The sequence below is a fragment of the Paenibacillus sp. FSL H8-0317 genome, from assembly GCF_045040685.1.
Classification (GTDB): Bacteria; Bacillota; Bacilli; order Paenibacillales; family Paenibacillaceae; genus Paenibacillus.
Genome location: NZ_CP150294.1, coordinates 2442670 through 2464741 on the forward strand (window position 1 = coordinate 2442670; position 22072 = coordinate 2464741).

16 protein-coding genes are annotated in these 22072 nt (G+C 45.8%); 8 read left to right on the top strand and 8 right to left on the bottom strand.

What is annotated here, in order from left to right; genetic code table 11:
• Positions 1–307 precede the first annotated feature (307 nt).
• The gene (locus MHB43_RS11510; protein ID WP_405131995.1) at positions 308–1228 is read left to right on the top strand and encodes a hypothetical protein; all 921 of its coding nucleotides are present in this window, start codon (positions 308–310) and stop codon (positions 1226–1228) included.
• Between the two features lie 157 nt (positions 1229–1385).
• Here the strand turns inward: MHB43_RS11510 and MHB43_RS11515 are convergent, their stop codons facing one another.
• Positions 1386–2306, bottom strand: a complete 921-nt coding sequence (locus MHB43_RS11515) for a helix-turn-helix domain-containing protein (RefSeq protein WP_405131996.1) — start codon at positions 2304–2306, stop codon at positions 1386–1388.
• A gap of 172 nt (positions 2307–2478) precedes the next feature.
• Between MHB43_RS11515 and yicI the strand changes: the two genes are divergently transcribed.
• From yicI to MHB43_RS11535, 4 genes are all read left to right on the top strand, one after another.
• Positions 2479–4797, top strand: a complete 2319-nt coding sequence (yicI, locus tag MHB43_RS11520; protein WP_405131997.1) for an alpha-xylosidase — start codon at positions 2479–2481, stop codon at positions 4795–4797.
• A 75-nt stretch (positions 4798–4872) separates the two neighbouring features.
• A complete protein-coding gene (locus MHB43_RS11525) occupies positions 4873–5883 on the top strand; it encodes an aminoglycoside phosphotransferase family protein (RefSeq protein WP_221823479.1) in 1011 nt (336 codons plus the stop codon).
• A 19-nt stretch (positions 5884–5902) separates the two neighbouring features.
• On the top strand, positions 5903–8854 hold the full coding sequence (locus MHB43_RS11530) for a glycoside hydrolase family 3 C-terminal domain-containing protein (protein ID WP_405131998.1): 2952 nt from the start codon (positions 5903–5905) through the stop codon (positions 8852–8854).
• A gap of 82 nt (positions 8855–8936) precedes the next feature.
• Positions 8937–10238 carry an MFS transporter gene (locus MHB43_RS11535; RefSeq protein WP_339183940.1) on the top strand — a complete coding sequence of 434 codons (1302 nt, stop codon included), beginning with the start codon at positions 8937–8939 and terminating at the stop codon, positions 10236–10238.
• A 158-nt stretch (positions 10239–10396) separates the two neighbouring features.
• Here the strand turns inward: MHB43_RS11535 and MHB43_RS11540 are convergent, their stop codons facing one another.
• Positions 10397–11710 carry an MFS transporter gene (locus MHB43_RS11540; RefSeq protein WP_237176017.1) on the bottom strand — a complete coding sequence of 438 codons (1314 nt, stop codon included), beginning with the start codon at positions 11708–11710 and terminating at the stop codon, positions 10397–10399.
• Positions 11711–11740: 30 nt separating this feature from the next.
• Positions 11741–12163 (bottom strand): MarR family winged helix-turn-helix transcriptional regulator, encoded by a 423-nt coding sequence (locus MHB43_RS11545; protein WP_405131999.1) that lies wholly within the window; start codon positions 12161–12163, stop codon positions 11741–11743.
• 256 nt (positions 12164–12419) lie between these two features.
• Between MHB43_RS11545 and MHB43_RS11550 the strand changes: the two genes are divergently transcribed.
• On the top strand, positions 12420–12893 hold the full coding sequence (locus MHB43_RS11550; RefSeq protein WP_405132000.1) for an RbsD/FucU family protein: 474 nt from the start codon (positions 12420–12422) through the stop codon (positions 12891–12893).
• Between the two features lie 4 nt (positions 12894–12897).
• Here the strand turns inward: MHB43_RS11550 and MHB43_RS11555 are convergent, their stop codons facing one another.
• Genes MHB43_RS11555 through MHB43_RS11570 form a run of 4 tightly spaced genes read right to left on the bottom strand, consistent with a single transcriptional unit; the run spans position 12898 to position 16861 of the window.
• Positions 12898–14016 carry a GerAB/ArcD/ProY family transporter gene (locus tag MHB43_RS11555; protein WP_339183945.1) on the bottom strand — a complete coding sequence of 373 codons (1119 nt, stop codon included), beginning with the start codon at positions 14014–14016 and terminating at the stop codon, positions 12898–12900.
• A gap of 2 nt (positions 14017–14018) precedes the next feature.
• A complete protein-coding gene (locus tag MHB43_RS11560; RefSeq protein ID WP_221824272.1) occupies positions 14019–14234 on the bottom strand; it encodes a hypothetical protein in 216 nt (71 codons plus the stop codon).
• Between the two features lie 36 nt (positions 14235–14270).
• On the bottom strand, positions 14271–15389 hold the full coding sequence (locus MHB43_RS11565) for a Ger(x)C family spore germination protein (RefSeq protein WP_405132001.1): 1119 nt from the start codon (positions 15387–15389) through the stop codon (positions 14271–14273).
• Between the two features lie 26 nt (positions 15390–15415).
• The gene (locus MHB43_RS11570) at positions 15416–16861 is read right to left on the bottom strand and encodes a spore germination protein (protein WP_405132002.1); all 1446 of its coding nucleotides are present in this window, start codon (positions 16859–16861) and stop codon (positions 15416–15418) included.
• Between the two features lie 243 nt (positions 16862–17104).
• Between MHB43_RS11570 and MHB43_RS11575 the strand changes: the two genes are divergently transcribed.
• Complete coding sequence (locus MHB43_RS11575; protein WP_339183950.1) at positions 17105–17563, top strand: GNAT family N-acetyltransferase; 459 nt, start codon at positions 17105–17107, stop codon at positions 17561–17563.
• An 86-nt stretch (positions 17564–17649) separates the two neighbouring features.
• Positions 17650–18270, top strand: coding sequence for a TraX family protein (locus MHB43_RS11580; protein WP_237176010.1), 621 nt, complete (start codon positions 17650–17652; stop codon positions 18268–18270).
• Between the two features lie 86 nt (positions 18271–18356).
• On the opposite strand, the gene MHB43_RS11585 is transcribed toward MHB43_RS11580, so the two are convergent.
• Entirely contained in the window at positions 18357–22064 is a 3708-nt protein-coding gene (locus MHB43_RS11585; protein ID WP_405132003.1) for an amino acid adenylation domain-containing protein, read from the bottom strand.
• Positions 22065–22072: the final 8 nt, after the last annotated feature.

Here is a 22072-nt window from a genome sequence, read left to right on the forward strand (position 1 = left end):
AGAAAACGCTTTCTAGGTCTTCTGGAGCTTGATGTACATATGGCAATAATGACTGAAGTCATGCTGAAATAAGGATTGAATTTAAAAAAAATGAATAATTGCGACTTTTGAACTATACATACAGAACTACGAATTCCCGAAATATAGTTATATGATTCTTTCGTCGTAAGTCTTAAAGATGATATTGCATATAAAAGCAATCCAAATTCGTCGTACCTAATAAGTATCCATTAAATGAATATGAAACGACACAATTTCATCCAGATTTGCACGTCAGAGCTGATAACTTCAGAGGGAGTGTACAAATATGAAAAGCAAAAGGGGTTACCGTTTTATCTTATTACTGAGTTGTTTGATCCTGTGTGTGAGTACAGCCTGTTCTTCCAAAGCCATTGCGGATGGTTCAGTCGACAGTTATGCAACGATTCATGGAGAACTTGATGTGCCGGTGAGAGCGACTTGGGTGTGGGATACGACCCAGATCCGAAGTAATCCTCAAGAGGTGTTAAATTACGCTACAGCGAACAAGATCAATACGATCTATCTGCAGATAAACCGGGATATAAAGATTCCTGAGTATAAAAGTTTTATCCGCCAGGCGAGAGTCAAGAATATTGCGGTGGATGTCATGGACGGAAGATCAGCCTGGGGTTTGACGGAAAGCCGGGAGCAGATTGCTTCTTTCCTGGACTGGATCGAGACATATCAGGCGCAGGCGTTGCCTAATGAGAAGTTTGCTGGTATCCATCTGGATATTGAGCCACATGTGCACCCGCAGTGGAAAATCAATCAGGCTAGTGTAATTACCCAGTGGCAAGGCAATGTGGAGTACATTGTTGAGCGAGCATCACGGATGAAGATGCCGGTAGCGGCTGATCTGCCTTTCTGGCTCGATAACTACAAAATCCCGGGTTCCACGATGGCCGTAAGCAGTTGGATGATTCGCAAATTTGATTCCATCACCATTATGGCTTACCGCGATACAGCTGCTGCAATCTATAGTGTAGCGAAGGATGAACTTGCAGAAGCAGCTCTGCTTGGCAAGACGATCTCGATCGCGGTGGAGACAAAGCAAAGTAAGGAAGGCGACTTCATTACTTTTTATGAAGAGGGATCTGCTTATATGGAAACACAATTAAAGTTGGTCGAAAAAATGGCTTCAGTACATGCCTCCTTTAACGGTTTCTCCGTACATGAGTACACTTCATGGAAGACCCTGAAAAAGTAAGACACCAATAAGCTTCTTAGCGCAATGCTCGAAGTAATATATGAAAGAGTTCTAACTGAAACAACGTGTCTCAGAGCGTTACTTTGTTAGTTTTCGGGAATTGGAAGTTGATAAAAGAAGGTGTTTGCAGCTGAATAGCTGCGAGCACCTTCTTCTTTTACACCTGAACCAGGGCAGAATCCATGGCCACGTTCTCATAGAACATTTTGCGATACTGTGAAGGTGTGGTGGCTTTATGCTTTTTAAATGTAGTGATGAAGTAGCTTAGATGCTCAAAACCCACATCCATGGCGATATCAACAATCTTGTGATCTGTATTCTCAAGCTGAACGCAGGCCTGTTGAACACGGTAATAGTTAATGTAATCTACAGGGGTTTTCTGCACCATCTGTTTGAAGAAACGGCAGAAGTGTCCCTCGCTCATATTGGCTTCATCGGCCAGTTCTTTCAGCTTTAATGGTTCAGGATAACGTTTGTGGATATAACCGAGCACGGATTTCAGGCGCTCTACCTTGTCATGACTCCCTGTAGCCACGGTGCCTTTGAGCGGAGCAGGTTTCATATGTTCGAACATTCTGGAAAATATGAGGTACAGGTACGCTTTTGTTGACATTTCACACGTTTCGGTTCGGGTAGCATGGTCTGCAAATATACGTTTCAGAAGATCCAGAATTTCTTGTCCCCAATCCTCATCTGCCTTGATATGACTGGGGGGAATCACCGTTTTGCGTACTAGTGGACCGATGAATTTCTCTTGAACTGTATCGAAGGTACGGCTGCCAAGCAGCTCGGGATTAAATACAATGGAAGAGAATACACAGGGAACATCGCCCTTCAGATACCCCGCATGAATCTCGCCTCTATTAATGAAAATGGCTTCTCCAGCTTGTACCTCAACGGTGTTCATATCAATCTGAAAGACAGCGCAGCCCTTGGTCACCATGGTGAACTCCATCTCATCATGCCAGTGGCAATCGAGAATGCTATCCCCGTTTAGTTGTTGAATATCCGGGTACACACTGACGGGATACATGGCATTGCCGTGAATCCGGTCTTCCCGTAATCGTTCACGTTCCATATCAGATTCTCCTTTTGTATCATTATTAATGTAATCGTTTCCATAGATTGGTGATGATGTTCAAGAATCGGATGTTTATTATCAAAATCGTGATATATTTGGTCAAAATAAGAGAAGAAATTCATTATTAATATCAATATTATTATAATATAACCAAAGGGGGAAAGAAAACATGAAATTTACTGATGGATTCTGGATGACTCGTGAAGGGTACCAGATTCAAAACCCGACTGACATTCGTGATATTGTGCAAAAAGACAATTCTGTGACCGTATATGCGGCAACTAAATATATTCGTAGCAAAGGCGACACTCTGAACGGTACATTGCTGAAAGCAACGTACAGCTCACCAATGCCTAACGTTATTCGTGTAACTCTGAATCACCATAAAGGCGGCGTGAAAAAAGGACCTGTATTTGAGCTTAACACACAAGAAGCCAACGTTGAGATCGCAAAAAATGAACAAGGTGCTGTTTTGAAAAGCGGCAATCTGGAAGTTCAAATCGACAAAACAAATGGTTGGGACATTAGCTTCCTGTATGGAGGAAAACGGATTACAGGTAGCGGTCAAAGAGCTGCTGGTTATATTACAGGTCCAAGCAAGGAAGCATATTTCCGCGAACAGCTTGATCTCGGTATTGGTGAATACGTTTACGGACTCGGTGAGCGCTTCACGCCGTTTGTTAAGAATGGTCAAATCGTAGATACCTGGAATGAGGACGGCGGTACAAGCAGTGAGCAGTCTTATAAGAACATTCCGTTCTATTTGTCCAATAAAGGATATGGCGTATTTGTAAATCATCCTGAACGCGTATCATACGAGATTGCATCCGAGAATGTATCCAAAGTGCAGTTCAGCGTAGAGGGCGAGACGTTGGAGTACTTCATTATCGGCGGTGACAATCCTAAGGATGTACTTGATAATTATACGAAATTAACAGGTAAACCAGCGCTTCCACCAGCATGGACATTTGGTCTGTGGCTGACAACATCATTCACAACGGATTATGACGAAGCAACGGTTAACCATTTCGTAGATGGCATGGCTGAACGTGATCTTCCGCTGTCTGTATTCCATTTTGACTGCTTCTGGATGAAGGAATACCAATGGTCTGATTTTGTATGGGATGAAGCGATGTTCCCGGATCCAGAAGGCATGCTTGCACGTCTGAAAGAAAAGGGACTTAAAATCTGTGCTTGGATCAATCCATATATTGCAGAAAAATCCTACTTGTTCGATGAAGGTATGGAGAATGGTTATCTGGTTAAAACAGCCGATGGCAGCGTATGGCAATGGGATATGTGGCAAGCAGGTATGGCTCTGGTTGATTTCACGAACCCGGATGCTGTGAATTGGTATAAGAGTAAGCTTGAAGTCCTTCTGGATCAAGGTGTAGATTCCTTCAAGACCGACTTTGGTGAAAGAATTCCGACTGATGTTGTGTACTTCGATGGCTCTGATCCGGTTAAAATGCACAACTATTATACACAGCTCTATAACAAAGCTGTATTTGAATTGCTCGAAGAGAAGATTGGCAAAAACGAAGCTGCCCTGTTTGCACGCTCTGCAACAGCAGGTGGGCAACAATTCCCGGTTCACTGGGGCGGTGACTGCTCTTCCACGTATGAATCCATGGCCGAATCACTTCGCGGTGGCCTTTCACTGGGACTTTCCGGTTTCGGATTCTGGAGCCATGATATCAGTGGTTTTGAAAGCACGGCGAGCCCTGACGTATACAAACGCTGGGTACAATTCGGATTGTTATCTTCACACAGCCGCCTGCACGGAAGCACTTCGTATCGTGTACCTTGGTTGTTTGACGAGGAATCCGTGGACGTTGTTCGCGACTTTACCAAACTCAAAATCAGCCTGATGCCATATCTGTACAATTCTGCGGTGGAGTCAACGGTAAAAGGAATTCCGATGATGCGCGCTATGTTGCTGGACTTCCCAGAGGACCCAACAACATACAGCCTGGATACGCAATATATGTTTGGCGATTCAATCCTGGTGGCTCCAATCTTCAACAAGGAAGGCGATGTTCGTTACTACCTGCCTGAAGGAACTTGGACGAACTATCTGACTGGAGCGAAAGTACAAGGTGGACGCTGGATCAGTGAAAACCATGACTTCAAAACACTGCCAATGATGGTTAAGCCAAACAGCCTGATCGCTGTCGGTGCGGTGGATAGTAAACCAGATTATGACTTTGCGAATGATGTGTCCTTGCACTTGTTCGAACTGGCTGATGGTCAAACGGCTCAAGCTGTCGTTGTGAACCAAGCGGCTGAACAGGAGCTGACAGTTAACGTTACACGTAATGGATCAGTGCTGGATGTTCGTGCAGAAGGTGCGGGCAAACCATGGAGCTTGGTGCTTCGCGGCATTGAGAGTGTATCCAGCGTTGAAGGCGGTTCCCAAGTGTCTGGTGCAAATGGTGTTGTCGTTACGGCAGCAACAGGCTCAAACGCGCTTACAATCCAACTGTAACATGATATAGTAGAAGAAAAGGACGGTGCCGAAAGGTGCCGTCTGTTTGTCTACGATGATAGGAGATTGAATGAAATGAGTACAATGAATTCGGGTTTGCACTGTACGATATCAGCAGAGATGCTGCATCAACTGGTAGAAATTCATTTTGGAAGCGATACCAAAGTGAAGGGGTTTGGTCTCCTGCAAGGTGGACTTTTTAATACAACCTATCGGATTCACCTTGAACATACATCCTATACGGATGTGATTTTACGTTTGGCTCCAGAGCGGGGAGAGATGGCCGCTGGTTCTGCGGGGGATCCACTATTTTCGTTCGAACGCACGATGATGGCGGCTGAACCGATTGTATATGAATATTACCGCAAGGCAGGCATTCCTGCTCCCAACATTATCGCCTGTGATGACAGCGGGTCCATCATTCCGAGAACGTACATGTTTATGGCGTTTATCCCGAGTAAGCAGCTGGATCACGTATCAATTTCAGACATAGACAAAGAGCGATTGTATCATCAGCTTGGTGTATATACCGCCATCATGCATCAGATCGAGGGTACATCGTTTGGCTGGCCGCAGGGTGATGGGACGATTAAAGGCTCGGATCAATGGTCCGAGGTGCTGCACTCTTTTGCAGAAGAAACTGCTCTTAAAGCGGCCCAAGCCGATTATATGCTAGGTGTAGGGGAAGAGATCGCCGCTATTTTCATCAAAAATAAAGACTTATTTGATCAAGTGACCCGCCCGGTACTCGTTCATAATGACCTCTGGGAAGCAAATGTACTTGTTCATCAGGAAAAGGGTGAGCTGAACATTGCGGCAATCATTGACGGGGATCGATCCATGTTTGCCGACAGGGAGTTTGAAGCCATATTGTCGACAGAGTCGGTGGCTTTCCATGAAGGATATGATCGTCCTCTGGACTCATCTATTGAAGGACAGGCACGCAGGCTTGCCTACCGAATACTGTCTTCGTATTTCAATGCCTACGTTCATGAACATCAGGTTAATCAACCTGAAGATGGTCAGAAGTATCGCCAGCGTACGCTGGATTTATTGGAGCAATGGAAGCGACTGGAATACAACTAACTCGTAGGAGGAATGAAGGATGAAGGAGTATCATCAATACCCGATGTGGGACGCGTCACGTTCACTTGAGGAACGTTTGGATGACCTGATTGCACGATTGACAACAGAGGAGAAGATCAGACTAATTCCTACACGCGAAGCAGCTGTACCAAGACTGGGCATTCCAGCCTACAACGTTGGGGGCGAAGCTGCCCACGGGGTTGCATGGAAAGGGGAGGCAACGGTATTTCCGCAACCTCTCGGTCTATCAAGTACCTGGAATACGAGACTTATGCGGGAGATTGGTTCAGTCATTGGCGATGAAGCGAGGGCATATCATCACCGTGATCCTGAAGTTCACGGGTTAACACTGTGGGCACCAACAGTTGACTTGGAACGTGATCCACGCTGGGGCAGAACGGAAGAGGGATATGGCGAAGACCCGGTCCTCACGGGAGAAATGTCGGCAGCACTCGTTAAAGGCATGCAGGGAAATGATCCTTTTTATCTGAAAATGGTCGCGACATTGAAACACTTTTTTGCCAATAATAATGAGAAAGATCGTCTGAATTGTTCATCCAGCATCGACCCTCGCAATCTGCGGGAATATTATTTAAAAGCATTTGAAACGCCATTTGTGGAAGGCGGAGCCTTGTCCATGATGACAGCTTACAATTCCATCAATGGTACACCTGCTATTGAAAGTCCATATGTGAATGATGTGGTTAAGGGTGAGTGGGCGATGCCAGGTTTCATTGTATGTGATGGTGGAGACCTGTCACAGACGGTGAATTATCATGGTTATCATACCAGCCATGCCGAGTCAGCAGCAGGTGCGTTGAAGGCAGGAGTGGATTGTCTTACAGATGAAGTTGATCTTGTTGTGTCTGCTCTGGAGGAGGCTCTTGACCGGAATCTGTTGGATGTCACTGATATGGACCGAGCGATTCGTAACATCTTTGGTGTGCGGATGCGACTTGGACAACTGGATCAGTCGGGGCAAAATCCATATGCGTCTATTCCCGAGTCGGTATTATGTGCACCGGAGCACGCCAAACTCAGTTATCGTGCCGCTGCCGAATCCATTGTTTTGCTCCAAAATGATGGATTGCTTCCATTGCAGCCAGAAGCGTTGCAGAAAATCAGTGTGATTGGACCCCTTGCGGATGTTGTCTATACCGATTGGTACAGTGGCACACTGCCTTATCGTGTATCCGTCCTCGATGGACTGCGTAATCGACTACCTCAATCAGACATAACGTATGCAGATGGGAATGACCGTATTCAGCTGAAGACAACAGATGGACAAGTTGTAACTCTTGGTGCGCAAGGTACACTCGTCGCTGTACCGGAAGCCAGTGCACCTCCAACCGCCGAATTTGTACATCAGGATTGGGGTTGGGGAAGTCATACGCTGAGAAGTGTGAACAATAATCGATACGTTAGCTTAACCGAGCAAGGTATCTATCAGGCAAATGCACCGGAGATTGGTGGCTGGTTCGTGAAGGAAGTTGTTCGCATAGATCCTCTAACGGATGGAAGTAACACCTTGCGGGCGTGGAACGGTATTCCTGTTGGGCTGAGCGAATATCAGGGACAGTCTGCTGTATCTCCACTCCGGCCACAAGGAGAACAGACTACAGCTACAGGTACAAATCCGAATGATATTGGTGACTCTGGACACGCAAGTCAATCACCTGGCAATACACAGATACCTTCTGCATTCAATATTGATATTGTGACAAGCGGAATACAACAAGCTGTAGAAGCTGCACGTAGCAGTCAGGCATCTGTCGTTGTTGTTGGCAACAGCCCATACATAAACGGCAAAGAAGAAATTGACCGCCCAAGTCTGCTGCTTCCGCCGAGTCAGGTCGAACTTGTCAAAGCTGTGTGTGAAGCCAATTCCAATACAGTGGTTGTCATTATGGGCAGTTATCCATTTGCCTTGCAGGAGTTGAAAGGTATTGCCCGCGCAATCGTTTATATGACACATGCAGGTCAGGAATTGGGGAACGCGCTTGCAGATGTGCTGTTAGGTCATTATGCCCCAGCAGGCAGATTGAACATGACATGGTATGAAGATGAATCACAGCTTCCTGACATGATGGATTATGACATCATTCAGAATGGCATGACCTATATGTATCATGAAGGACCGGTTCAATATGCATTTGGTCATGGCCTGACGTATTCGGAATTCGAATACGAAGCGATTCGTGTAAGTCGCAGTGCTACAGAGGAATCCACGACCACAGATCAATTGAAAATTGAAGTGGAGGTACACAATACAGGTCAACGTGACAGTGATGAAGTCGTACAGATCTATGGATCTTCGCATACCTCCCGAGTGAAACGTGCTCAGAAGCAACTCCTTGCTTTCCGCCGTGTTCATGTCAAAGCAGGGACACGTGTTACGATAAGTCTAGAAGTCCCTGTTCAGAAGCTGGCGCTATGGGATGTTACCCGAGATCGATACTGCCTGGAGACAGCAACCTGGTCCATCCTGGCAGGGCGCTCTTCCGCAGATATACGTCAGTCGGCTGATATTGAAATTGAAGGTGAGGCGATTCCTGATCGTCCGCTGAACTTGCTTACCTTTGCCGAGAATTACGATGCTTGTGCAGGTGTTCTACTGGATGAATGTCTGGAAGGGCGTTCGGCAGTTCGGGCAATCATTCGGGAAGAACCCTTATATCAAGAGACGCAGTTGTCCTGGATCGCTTTCAACCATAATGCTGTTCAAGAAGTGCAAGGATTTGAAGCCAGAGTGGCAGCTTTTGGGGAAGAGGGCAGTCTGGAGATTCGTTCTGGAGGACTGGAGGGCGAACTGCTCGGTGTATGTGAAGTTTCTGGACCTGGAGGCAGTGTGAATGGGAAAGATATCAAGTGGACAACAGTCCAGTGTTCGCTTGAGGCGCCACATAAGGTGAATGAGCTGTATATTATTTTCAAAGGCGGAGCAGCGTTACGGCACTTTAGATTGTTGTAGTTGTAGCATGTCCTGAATAATCAACCTCCGAAACAAGCACAATAATGCTGTTGTGTGTAGAATCTGTAAAGGTGGTTGTGGTATGAATGATAAAAAGTGGGACCTCGTCGCACTTGCTTCCATCCCTTTAATTATGACCTTGGGTAACTCCATGCTTATACCGATCTTGCCACAGATTGAACGTGAATTGAAGGTATCTGCATTCAAGGTCAGTATGCTTATTACAGTCTACGCTGTAGTTGCCATCCTGCTTATTCCAATCGCAGGGTATTTGTCTGATCGTTTTGGCAGAAAAGCAGTCATTATTCCCAGCCTCATCATTGCAGCCGTCGGGGGTGCTGTAGCTGGTGTAGGTGCATGGATGCTGGATGGAAATGTAGCTTACTGGACCATTTTGGGTGGCAGGTTATTACAGGGGGTTGGAGCAGCCGGCGCATTCCCTATTGTCATTCCATTGGTTGGGGACATGTTTAATGATGAAGATCAGGTTAGCAAAAGCCTGGGAATCATTGAAACCTCGAATACATTTGGTAAAGTGTTAAGTCCGATTTTGGGTGCAGCACTGGCTGTTTGGCTATGGTTTTTACCATTTATGGCTATTCCTGTATTGTGTTTAATCTCGGTGATTCTGGTTATTTTCCTGGTGAAGTCTCCCAAGAAAAAAGAAAAGCCACCCACCTTTACGGAATTTGTGGCTTCCATTCGGGACGTATTGAAAGAAAAAGGTCGATGGTTATATGCTTTGTTTGCAATCGGTGGAATTTGCATGTTTATTCTTTTTGGTGTGCTTTATTATCTATCCGAGACGTTGGAGAGTGAGTTCGGCATGAAAGGGGTCGTAAAAGGTCTTGTACTTGCGATTCCGTTGGCAGCCTTATGTCTTTTTTCCTTTTTCGGAGGAAAGTGGATTGGAAAGAGTAAGCCTCGCATGAAATGGCTCGGATTCGCAGGACTAGTTCTTGTAACCGTTTCGCTGGGTGTTATTGGGATTTTTGATAATATCTACGTTGTGTTGGGACTGTTCACATTAGGAAGTGCCGGAGTAGGAGCAACCTTACCATGTCTGGATGCCCTTATTACTGAAGGTGTGGATAAGAAACAGCGTGGTACAATTACAGGTTTGTTCAGCAGCATGCGATTCATCGGTGTATCGCTTGGTCCTCCTGTTGTGTCCCTGTTGATTGGCACACAACATTTTTGGCTTTTTGGTGTGCTCGCCGCATCTGGAGCTGTAGGGGCATTGCTCACCTTATTTGCGGTCAAACCCGATAAGGGAGACCAACCTACTTCAGGAAGCGGACATAAACAGGATGAACGGCATATCGATCGGATTGAGACGAGTCGAGGTTATGCTCCTATACGGCGCAAGAAAAGTCCACTCTAGATGGAAGGTATTAGCCGACAATTCATTCTTATCTTTAATTGAATACCATGGACCATAAAAAACGCGTTTACGCCTGAGAAAGTATGCATTCTCGGTGTAAACGCGTTTTCTTGATCATAAGAATAAACCACATAATCGTGTCATTCCCATGGACGGGTTTATTTCTTATTTCTGGTATCTTGCGTATTATGTTCCGAATCCTTGGGCTGATCTGTATTTGTTGCAGGTATATGCGTATGAGCGAGCAGAGCATGAGGTTCAATGGAGAAACTGCCGCTTCGTTTTCCCTGAATCAGATAGATAAGCAAGAACAGAATCATAAACATCACGGAATATCGATACATATCGGTATAACTGGTTATGGCCGCAATGGCGCCAAGAAGAAGGGCACCGGTTGCGATACCCAGATCCAGCGAGTTCAAAAACATACCGTTAGCCATACCCCGTTGAGATGGAGATACAACTTGAATCATCCAGGTCTGCAGAGACGATTGCATGGAACCATAGCCGATCCCGTAGATAAAGGCAGCAATGAACAAGATGGACATGGAGGTTGCATACGAGAGCAGAATGAGGCCAACAGCAATAAATATAGCCCCTGGAATGAGAAGTGCTTTTGGACCCTTAGTGTCATAGATCCGTCCTGCAAAGGGTCTAACCAATAACACGGCGAGTGCATTGAACAAAAAGAACAGCGCAGGATTGGCCAGATTGGCTTCCTTGCCATACAGAACGATGAATCCAACAAGCCCACCATAGGTGATGGATAACAGGCAATTCAGCACACTGGGCAGAATCAGCTTGCGGTTGAAAGGTGTCTTCTGTTTTGGGTTGGACCCTGAAGCACTTGTTGTGGCTTGTGGCATGATGGTTGTACTGTTATCGGTTCTGACTGCTTTTTTGCGTGTCAGCGAATAACTCAGTGGATAGATCACAGCGAGGACACCCGCAGTACATAACATGAGGGTTACAAATCCAGCACCCTGTAGCAGAGTGACCCCAATAATTGGCCCCATAGACATAGCCAGGCTAGTCGATAGACCAAAGTAACCCATACCTTCACCCATTCGTTTGACAGGCACAATGTCCGAGGCCATCGTTGGAAAAGCGGTACTGCTCATACCAAACCCGATACCAAACAACATTCTCAGCAACAAGAGCACAGCTATACCGGCAGCAAAATAATAGCCGAGCGTTGCCAGCAGGGCTACGGACAGGCCTATATAGATCATGGCGTTACGAAGGCCCTTCTCCAGTGCTTTCGCGGAATAAAGACGGGCTGCAATGGCACTTAGTGCAAACAGACAGGTGAATAAACTTACTTCAAATGCATTGGCGTGAAATCGCTCCTGAACGTAGGACGGAAGCGGAGAGACGATCATGTGCAGTTGCAAGAACAACAAGAAGTTGCACAGCATCAGCAGAATAAAATCGGTGGTCCATAGTCTAACTTGTGTAGATTGTTCTTTCATGATGATGTATTCCCCCTGAGTTGTGATTCATTACAAGTTGCGGTTAATGAGGGAAAGAGTATGTTTAAATGCTTCCATCTGGTCTTCGGGTATACCTTCAGCAAGTTCTTTATTCATTTCTCTTTCAATCGGAACGAGGATATCAATTAACGCTTTGCCTCCTGTGGTGAGATATAACAGATAGGCTCTGCGATCCTGTTCACTGGTCCGGCGTTCTACCCAGCCTTTTTTCTCAAGCAGATCAATAATCCGCGCAGTGGTGGGTTGGTCTTTGAAGACACGTGCAGCGAGCTCCTTCTGATTCACACCTTCACCGCGGTCAACATTAAAGAGAACAGAAAATTGCTCTGTCGTAATATCATAAGGTTTGAATCGTGTTGCAAGTAAAGCTACAGCTTTACGATGTGTGAAACCCAGCATGAATCCAACAGATTGTTCCAGTGTATAGTCCATGTGATTGCTAGACCTCGCTTCCCTAATAAAATGTCCCAATCAATTACTTGTTATAACAACTATATGTTAAACAAGTATTTTTGTCAAAATGAAATATTCTCATATTGAACGTACGGGTACGCTGTGCAATGATCTGAAAATACTGTTAGAATAGTAATGAAACCGCTTTTATGGAATCGATGTCTAGAGTGCTCTGAAAAATGTAGAAAACCAATTTGCTCTAACAAATGTTGGAGATGACCAAGGAGAGCTGTGCATGCTAAAGAATATACCCGCAATACTACCTCCAGAGTTACTCAAAATCATGTCCGAAATGGGCCATGGAGACGAGTTGGTTCTGGCGGATGGCAATTTCCCCGCAGCCAGTCATGCCAAGCGACTGGTACGCTGTGATGCACTGGGAGTCGTTGAATTGCTGGATGCCATCCTGCAATTATATCCACTGGACACCTATGCTGAGCGTCCCGCTGCTGTCATGCAGGTTGTGGAAGGGGACCAGGTGATCCCGATCATATGGGAAGACTATCGCCGGTTGATTGAAGAATATGAAGGCATAACGGATGCTTTTGATCATGAAGAGCGATTTGATTTTTATAAACGTGCTTCGAATGCCTATGTGATTGTTGCAACTGGTGAGCGAGCGCAATATGCCAATCTGATTTTGAAGAAAGGTGTCATTTTCCCCGATGCTGATCCTGGTCAGGAACAGCAGAATGCTGAATCGAACTGAATAATTACGGCGACGGAGCAGTGGATGCTCTGGTCGCCTTTTTATTTTTACCATTGCGGAGCCAGTATACCAGAACGTACAGAATGGGCATGGATTCGATAAGTACCGTGTACAAAGGTACGGCGTAAGAGCGGATAGCCAACTCGTAAGAGGCGGCATCTCTGGCATATTGAAGGACAATGGCAGCAGCCGTTCCCCCAATTAGATACACAACAGATTTTTGCTGCCTGATCCCGCTGAGTTTGGAGAGACAGACGGAAGCGACATACAACAGAAATGAGCTGCGGGTGAACATCGTTGTTGACCAAATTGCGATCAGAACAGGGTCCAGATTATCCAGAAAATCTCCGTATCGCGCAAAGCGTACCATCTCAAGTAAAGGATAGCGAAGCCCGGCGGCAACATACGGACCAAAATTCATCAAGATGAATATCCAGAATACAACGATGAATATAACAACGGTGATGCCGGCAAATAACATGCTTTTCAGCATAGGACGCCTGAAAGCAACGACCGGTGCGAGGAAGAGGAAAAACATCCATTCGGAGAACCATGGCATGGTGGACAAAGAACCCATCATGATCTCACCCAGATCATGATGGGTTGCCATCGCAAGCAGTATGCCAGGATTACCCCCACCCCCAACCGCCGGAATAAGTAAGCCGGAAGTGAGAAGCTGTACCAGAAAAATACCTTCCGACATAAATACAATGGTAACCAATCCTGAACGCGCAGTCAGGCAGATGCACAGCAAAGTGAGGGTTGATGTTAACCATATCGGAGTCTGTGGCAGATACATCGATTGCAGGAAGATAATGAAATTCTCCACATCAATGGACAACAAGTAGATACACAACATTACAATTAACCCGATATAAAAGCGATGCACAACCTTGCCCACGATATCTTCTCCATAGGAAATCCAGGGTTTGTCGGGGTTAATGGAACCCAAACGGTATGTAAAGAACAGAAAAATCAGACTGATTAAAAATCCGCCGATCGTGGATAACCATCCCTGATAGCCACTCATTTTGAATAAACGTTGCAGAAGAAAGGCAATGGGTTCGGAATACAGGTAAACAAACATGAAGCGGTAACCCTGCCCCGCAGTCAGATGGTTCATGGTTAATCTCCTTTCTTAATCATGTGATCAGCCCAGCCAAAGACCAACTGGATTACATCATTGGGATTAGGCCATGCTGACCAGCTTACAGCGAGCGTGTTCCATACGAGAAATAGGCCGAGCAGTATGAAATAGGCACGTCTGATTGTTTTTTTGCTTGTTTTTACAGATGACCAATCCAGTAAATACAGTCCCGCAAATACTAAAACGGCTAACACGTATGTAACCTCCTTAAAAATCCATTCCCGTGCAAGCTAGAAGCTTGACTCCGAGCCAACAAACTGAATGTTGATATTTGTGTTGACAGTAAACTGAAGATCATTCTTTACATAGTTGATCCATGTAGGCCGCAGCTTCTTCCATACCTTCGGATATCTCCATTCGAGCCGATATCCAAGCATGAGTATGTCGGAGCCTTGGTGTTTCGCGGTTTGAATGGCCTGAGTAAGATGAGCACTCACTTTTTCATTAGCAGCTTGTTCAATGTCCTTAATCCCAACAATATCTTCGGCCTTTAGTACAGGAATGACCGAATTCAACTCCGCTTTGCCCGACAAATTGATTACAAAATGTGGTTCACCATTCTGGAGCTTTACATGTATATCCGAATGCATGCGGTATAACTTCATGCTTGCTTTTTGTTTTTTGGTTCTAACCGAAATGGTCATCGAATCCAGGTTTTGTCCTGCCCAGGCAACAGCGCGTGCTTCATCCGGTGAGAGTGTTCCAACCATCCGCATCTGACTGAATATGGAGCCACCGATTTGACTGACCCACTTTTTGGATTCTCCCTCTTCACTGACCATGTTGGTTTGTTTGCTGCCTAACATCGATGAGGCAAATCCCTGATTCATTTTATCGGATGTAAATATGCTTAACACCTGGGTTTTTAGCAGGTTTTCCTCGGTGGAGAATTCCCGAAGCACGTCACTCGGCGTTTCTTCGAACACCGGAGTCAGATCAGAAACGTCCTTGGCTCTGCCATTCGCAACCATTACGTAGCTACTCAGGTGGAAAAGGGGCTGACGTGCAATCCATTCCATCGTGTCTTCAATCCCCTCACGTGCATAAGCTTGGCCAAAGACAATCACTCGCGTATGTCCCCAGGATATTTTACGTGTCAAGTCTGTCTGGATACGCTCTATCGCATCGGCAATTGTCGGTGCAGTTGCCGAAACCGCTGCATAGGGATCTTTGCCTGTACCACCACCTTCGGGAGAAAGACGATTGGGGAGCGGCATGCTAAGGGTGACCTCGATCTCTCCAGGAGTATCTGCTTTGTCCACGTACATGGCCGTAATAAAGGTGCGCTCATTAATCTCGACTTTCGACCAGCATCCGGTACATAACAGACAACAAATAATGACGACCATAAGTGGAAGGGGAGACTTTCGAAATATTATGATGTATCCTGCCTCCTTTCATTATCGGTCGCATAGGCTTTGGTTCGTTTTTTCATCAAGAACCAAGGTACCCGAATAAACGTATCCTTAAAATCACGCAGGACGAGTGGGGCAAAAGGCTGCATGTACGGAACACCAAATGAACGCATGCTGACCATATACCAGTACAACAGATAGATAGAAATGACTACACCGAATAGGCCCAGTGTTCCACCCATCAACAGAACAGGAAAGCGGAGCAGTCGGAAGGCCAGACCTAACTCGAAATGCGGAATAATAAAGGCTGCAATGCCTGTAATGGACACCACAATAACCAAAGGGGCAGAGACTATACCTGCCTGTACAGCAGCTTGTCCAATGACAATACCGCCAATAATAGAAACCGTCTGTCCAAGCGGCTTGGGAATACGTATTCCGGCTTCACGTAATCCTTCGAAGGTAATCTCCATAATGAAGGCTTCAATTAATGCCGGAAAAGGAATGTTCTCTCTCGCGGAGGCAATTGTAATGAGCAGATTGGTTGGAATGATCTCGGGATGAAATGTAGTAACTGCTACATATACGGAGGGCAGCAGGAAAGCAATGACGGCAAACAGCAAACGGATAATTCGGATAAATGAAGCCGAATGGAACCGCTGATAATAGTCCTCGGACGACTGCATCAAAGAGAAAAATGTGACTGGAATAAGCAGGGAGAAGGGTGTTCCATCCTGCATGACCCCGATTCGTCCTTCTACGAGAGCAGCTGCAACGGTATCTGGTCTTTCGGTATATTGATACTGTGGAAATGGAGAAAGCGGATGGTCTTCCAGAAACTCTGATAGATAGCTGACCCCGAGACTGCTGTCCATATCAATCTCACCCAGACTGGTTAATACATTTTCCAAAATCTCAGGTTTGCATAATCCTTGAATGTAAATAACAAAAACTTCGGTTTTGGTATATTTGCCGATGGTAAATTTGATCATTTTAAAATCGGGATGTTTGATTTTGTGTCGCAGCAGAGACATATTTACATTAATATCTTCGATAAATGCTTCCTGGGGGCCAACGACGACGACTTCATTTGTTGATTCAGGTACGGAGCGCTTCTGATAATTTTGAATTGAAAAAATGATCATGCCAGACATGCCTTCGATATAGAGTGCTGCGTTACCGGTTACGATATCATCTACCAACGTTTCCGCTGAATCCCTGTGCTCGTTTTCAAGAGAAAAAAAGGTTCCGCTCACGACTTGCGTAATGAAATCGGGACCGACCTCGTTCCGTGCAGCCTCCTCAAGCAAAGGCTTGACAATAGCTTCACGCATGATCTGTGTATCGACAATAGATTGAATATAGAGCAAAGTGCAATGGAGCGGACCGATCTGAAGAGGCTGATAGATCATATCTGCCACGCCGACTAGACGTGATTGCACCTGTATCAGAATGCTTTCTTTCATAGATCCCTTCCTCCTAAATCAATGAATGGTTCGGTTGCCTGTCCGCTATGAGCGATACTATAGTGTGCAACGCTTCGACTGAAATATACTCCGAACGATGAATGTTCGGTATCTCTAGAGAAAAGTTCTGGATACTACAAACATTGATACAGATGATGAATGGGGAAAGGGAGGGGACTGTTTTACAATTGAAGAAATACAAACGATGAGACGATGGTCTCCATCCCAGAGGAGTTGAGTGAAATGCAGCATCGAATCAGACAAGCGGGTCTTTCAGATTGTAACGAAGTGGGACAAATGTTCAATGAGTACAGGATGTTCTACAACCAAAATGCTGCCATTGAGGCAGCACGTCAGTATATTAGAGAACGAATGGAACGCCATGAATCGGTGATTTTGGTAGCAGAAAAGCCACTCTCGGATGGCTTAATTTGTACTGGATTCGTTCAGTTATATCCCAGTTTCAGTTCGGTATCGATGGGGCCTGTTTGGGTGCTTAATGATCTATATGTGCATCCGAATTATCGTCAGCAAGGCATTGCGAGGAAGCTCTTGCAAGTAGCCAAGCAATTGGCATCTGAGCGTGGAGTTCTTCGTATATCACTCTCAACTGAGTTAAGTAACAAGCAAGCCCAAGCTTTATATGAATCCGAAGGATATGCACAGGATACCAAATTCATGTATTATGAACTTAATGTATAAAGGGATGCTCCAAAAGGCGCAATATATAAGCCTATATAAATGAATGGCAGACTCGTGTCGTCGGGAACAAGGGGGGGAGTCGCAACATGATGCAGTGGATTGCCATGATCACGATGTTAATTGATCATATAGGAGCTGTCTTTTTTCCACATATTATAGAGTTGAGGATCATAGGTCGTATCGCTTTTCCAATCTATGCATTTGCAGTATATATCGGTTATAAACATACACGAGACGTACAAAAATACATATGGCGGCTGTTCTGGATCGCGATCATATCACAGGTGCCGTTTATGGCTGCGTTTAATCATTATTCTCTGAACGTGGTATGGACATTATGGTCAGCCCTGTTGGTATTATTCGTTATTGATAAATTGCCATCCAAACTATTGGGGATTCCGATTGTAATTGGAGCAGGTTGGTTCATGGAAATTAGCCAAATGGATTACGGGATGTACGGGTTGTTATTGGTTCTGTTATTCCGCTATTTCCAGGGTCCTGTACTTGTCGTGGCACATGTCTTGTTAAATGCACTATATCTTCTGCTGCATAACAGCTCTGTGCAAATGTATAGTGTGCTCGCAACCGCCGGCATTGCTATTGCTCAGTATTACCAAGCGGGATTCCGTATGAAGGGGCCACGTTGGGTGTGGCGCTATTTCTATCCTGCGCATCTCGCCATTATTGCAATTATCCGATGGGTCTAAAAGAATGATCCAAAAATGCGAAGTAAAGAAGCCATCTTATCGTCAGTGAATGACGATAGATGGCTTCTCTTCGTGATAGTGTGAACTTACTCCATTGCTGTAGAAGTGCCGTTATGGTGGCGGATTGCAGACGGGAAATATCCAATCTGAACGGCGTAGTCCAACATGGCGGAGATGAAGCGATCATCTGTTCTCGCACATGAGATTCCGGCAGGCTCCACATAAGCCGTTGTGACAGGGCAAGCATAGACATATGCTGAATCCTTCGCACCGTCGCCTTCAAGCTGTGCAATAGCCAACTGAAGAGCTTCCGGCTCCTTGCTGATGCTTGCATCGAACAACCAGCGTGTGTAATCCGCGAATGGTAGCGTCTCGACTTCGTAACCAGCCCGATTCACAGAACGGATCAGCTCATCATAGCGGATAGGCTCCGGATTACAGATGTGGAATACACGACCGGCGGTATCCTGACGTAAGGCCAGATGAACGATCGCTTCACTTGCATAGTTAATCGGTGTGAAATCAACCATCCAGTCTGCCGCAGGAGCCTTGCCGAGCAATAACATCGCTTTGATCATACGATAGAAGGCGTTGCTGTCAATATTGGACTGGAAGCGTCCAGTCTCAGAGTGGCAAGTGAGGTTACCTGCACGATAGATGCTGACAGGTACACCTTGCTCAGCGGCAATCATGAGCACTTTCTCGGCTTCAAGCTTGCTGTCCGAATACAGGTTGTCCACATGCAAGTCAGCCGGGAACCGATCATATTGCAGGGAAGATTCCCATTGTCCGCTGAGTGCCAGATCTTCCGGAATACCCATCGTGGATACATGGTGGAAGGAGGCACCTGGTTTGCTGCGAATCAAGTCTAACAATGCGACCGTTCCTTCCACGTTTGTTTTGGCGAACTGATCGGCATCTCCGAAATGACGTACGTCTGCAGCGCAGTGGATAACACGGTCAATTCGATCTTGTACATATGCCGTTTGTTCAGCGGATAGACCGAGATTAGGTTGTTCGAGATCCCCTTCAATAATCTCCACACGAGTGGAGAGCTGGTCAGTCAGTTGTTTGCCGAAATAACCTTCCAGTACGTTAGCCAAACGTTCCATTGCAGTTATTCCATTGGATGGTCGACGAACAAGGGTGTAGATTCGTGTACTGGAATTCAGAATTAACTGTTGCAGCACATGAGAGCCCAGATAACCAGTTGCTCCGGTCAGTAACACATGCTCAGGTTCACGAATGAGCGGATACCCCAACTGGGATGTTAGCTCCACAGGGTGTTCGGATAATTGTGTAATCATACCATCGGTCACCACTGAATCCGTAACTTCTGCTGCACTGAGGGACAATACTTCTACACGACGAGCGAGAGCGCGGACTGTTTTCTCGGCAAAGAAATCGGCAATTTTCAGTTGCGGATAATGTGGCTTCAAAATGACCAGTACATGAATGACCCGGAGTGAATCCCCACCGATATTGAAGAAGCTGTCTTCGACACCGAAGTCATCATGCTGAAGGATTTCTTTCCATGCGTCCAGGATAATGGATTCCGTCTCCGTCTCAGGCATGACTCGGTCAGGACGATCTTCATGTCGTTCCACATGAGGCAGGGATACCATCGCTTTGCGATTGATTTTCCCAGTCGGTGCAATCGGCATTTCATCCAGCTGACAGATCCACTTCGGTACAAAATAAGAAGGAAGTTTCTCCGCCAGTTCTGCCTTGATGTCCGAAACAGAGAGCGTACTGCCATCTTTCGATGTAAAGTAACCAACCAGCATATTTTGTCCGTCGGATTCTTTCTTCGGAATGACGGCAACGTTCTGGATCTGATCAAGCCGTGCAAAGTGATCTTCAATCTCCCCGATCTCAATCCGGTGACCACGAATTTTTAGCTGTGAGTCACTGCGGCCAACATATTCAAGCAAACCGGAATCCAGCAATTTGGCAATATCGCCAGATTTGTAGATTTTCTCACCTATCGCAAACGGGTTCTCAATGAATGCTTGCTCTGTACGTTCTGGCTGATTCAGATAACCTTTGGCCAGTGCAGGGGTAGCGATATATACCTCACCAGGTACACCTGCCGGACAGAGCTGTTGTTCTTCATTTACAATGTATACTTTATAGTTATGAATCGGTTTACCGATAGGGATGTTCACCACATGTTCGGGAACCTGCTCACTGATGCGGTGAGTAGTTGTGGCTACTGTACATTCGGTAGGTCCGTACACATTAACAATATCAATCTGGTTTCCAAATTTACGCTGGAAGGCACGAACTTGTTCACCATATAACGCTTCTCCGGCTACAGTAATGATTCTGACTTTGGCCAGCTTGTGGAAACCTTCATCGGATAAGTAGGAAGCAAGCTGATTGAAGAAAATCGTAGGCAGTATCGTAATGATGGTTGTTCCTGTCCGTTCAATTGCACTTGCGAACTCTTCAACGGATACACGTTCTTCCGCAGACAACAGATATAATTCTGCTCCATAGAACAAGGCGCCAATGGTATCCCACACGGATGCATCAAAGCTGTATGTGGCAAACTGGGTTAATACATCACCTGGTTGAATGTCACAATCACGCTGAACCACACTGCCAAGATTGGTTACACCCCGGTGGGCAATCAGTGCACCTTTGGGTTTACCGGTCGACCCTGACGTATAGATAATATACGCAAGATCATCTGGCTGAATATCCAGATTGGGATTACTTGCTGCAAATCCGGCTAAACGACCATCCACAGCGAGAATCTGACGGACCGTAGCTATACTGGAGAACAAGCTGGAAGCTTGGGCATAAGAAGCCTCCGTTGTCAGCACGAATGAGGACGCCGTATCTTCCACGATATAACTGTTACGTTCTTGTGGATGCTCAGGGTCGATCGGAACATATGCACCACCTGCTTTCAGAATACCAAGCAGAGAGATGATGGTCTCCAGACTTCGATCCATAAAGATACTGACGAATTCACCTTTCTGCAATCCATTGGATAACAGAACACGTGCAACCTGATTAGCTCGTTCATTCAATTCCCTGTACGTATAACTTTTGGATGGCGATGTTATCGCCGGTGAATCCGGATATGCCGCTGCCGTTGCTTCGAACCAGCCATGAACCGTTTGGTTCTCTGGTTCGAGAACAGAAGTATCGTTCATTTCACGGTAAAGCAATCGATCTGAGGCGGAAAGAATATCTACCGTACCGATTGCTTTTTCACCGTCACGCACTAGGGCGAGTAGAAGAGTCTGATAATATTCTGCATATCTCAGCACGGTAGACTCTTTCAACAGTGAACTATCATAGAACAGATCGAGAATGAGCATGTTCTGATCATCTCGAACGTTCCAGTTTAATATTTGAGGAGCTTGAGGCAACTGCACACTATTCAGCATAAAAAACGTTTCAGGGTATCCACCGTTTTGCAACGTGTATTCAATCTTGAGCTGCTCTGACACCTCATGACATAGTTGGCTGAAGGTCAATTTTCCCTGAATCTGTAATGAAAGATAGGAAGCTGCCTGATCTGGGGAAAGTATACCTATGGCAAGTTCCTGTTCAGCTGACAATCGGAATAACAAGGCTGCATAAGCTGAGAGGAGTACCGGGTACACCATCTGTTCTCCATACTTCTGTTTAAGTTCACGGCTCAGAGAAGCATGTAATGTGATTTGAGCAGACTGATAAGAGAATGATTGTTGACGTCGCCCAAAATCCAGTGGAATCTGCAGAACTGGCAAGCTAGATTCCGTGGAATGGGAAAAAGATGCTTGGTTTTCAATCACTTCAGTTA

Excerpts from the sequence above, each read along its gene's own strand:
- MHB43_RS11510 (WP_405131995.1), top strand. The coding sequence starts at position 308 with ATGAAAAGCAAAAGGGGTTACCGTTTTATCTTATTACTGAGTTGTTTG.
- yicI (WP_405131997.1), top strand. The coding sequence starts at position 2,479 with ATGAAATTTACTGATGGATTCTGGATGACTCGTGAAGGGTACCAGATT.
- MHB43_RS11575 (WP_339183950.1), top strand. The coding sequence starts at position 17,105 with ATGCAGCATCGAATCAGACAAGCGGGTCTTTCAGATTGTAACGAAGTG.
- MHB43_RS11530 (WP_405131998.1), top strand. The coding sequence starts at position 5,903 with ATGAAGGAGTATCATCAATACCCGATGTGGGACGCGTCACGTTCACTT.
- MHB43_RS11570 (WP_405132002.1), bottom strand. The coding sequence starts at position 16,861 with ATGAAAGAAAGCATTCTGATACAGGTGCAATCACGTCTAGTCGGCGTG.
- MHB43_RS11515 (WP_405131996.1), bottom strand. The coding sequence starts at position 2,306 with ATGGAACGTGAACGATTACGGGAAGACCGGATTCACGGCAATGCCATG.
- MHB43_RS11540 (WP_237176017.1), bottom strand. The coding sequence starts at position 11,710 with ATGAAAGAACAATCTACACAAGTTAGACTATGGACCACCGATTTTATT.
- MHB43_RS11535 (WP_339183940.1), top strand. The coding sequence starts at position 8,937 with ATGAATGATAAAAAGTGGGACCTCGTCGCACTTGCTTCCATCCCTTTA.
- MHB43_RS11580 (WP_237176010.1), top strand. The coding sequence starts at position 17,650 with ATGATGCAGTGGATTGCCATGATCACGATGTTAATTGATCATATAGGA.
- MHB43_RS11525 (WP_221823479.1), top strand. The coding sequence starts at position 4,873 with ATGAGTACAATGAATTCGGGTTTGCACTGTACGATATCAGCAGAGATG.
- MHB43_RS11555 (WP_339183945.1), bottom strand. The coding sequence starts at position 14,016 with ATGAACCATCTGACTGCGGGGCAGGGTTACCGCTTCATGTTTGTTTAC.
- MHB43_RS11565 (WP_405132001.1), bottom strand. The coding sequence starts at position 15,389 with ATGGTCGTCATTATTTGTTGTCTGTTATGTACCGGATGCTGGTCGAAA.
- MHB43_RS11545 (WP_405131999.1), bottom strand. The coding sequence starts at position 12,163 with ATGGACTATACACTGGAACAATCTGTTGGATTCATGCTGGGTTTCACA.
- MHB43_RS11550 (WP_405132000.1), top strand. The coding sequence starts at position 12,420 with ATGCTAAAGAATATACCCGCAATACTACCTCCAGAGTTACTCAAAATC.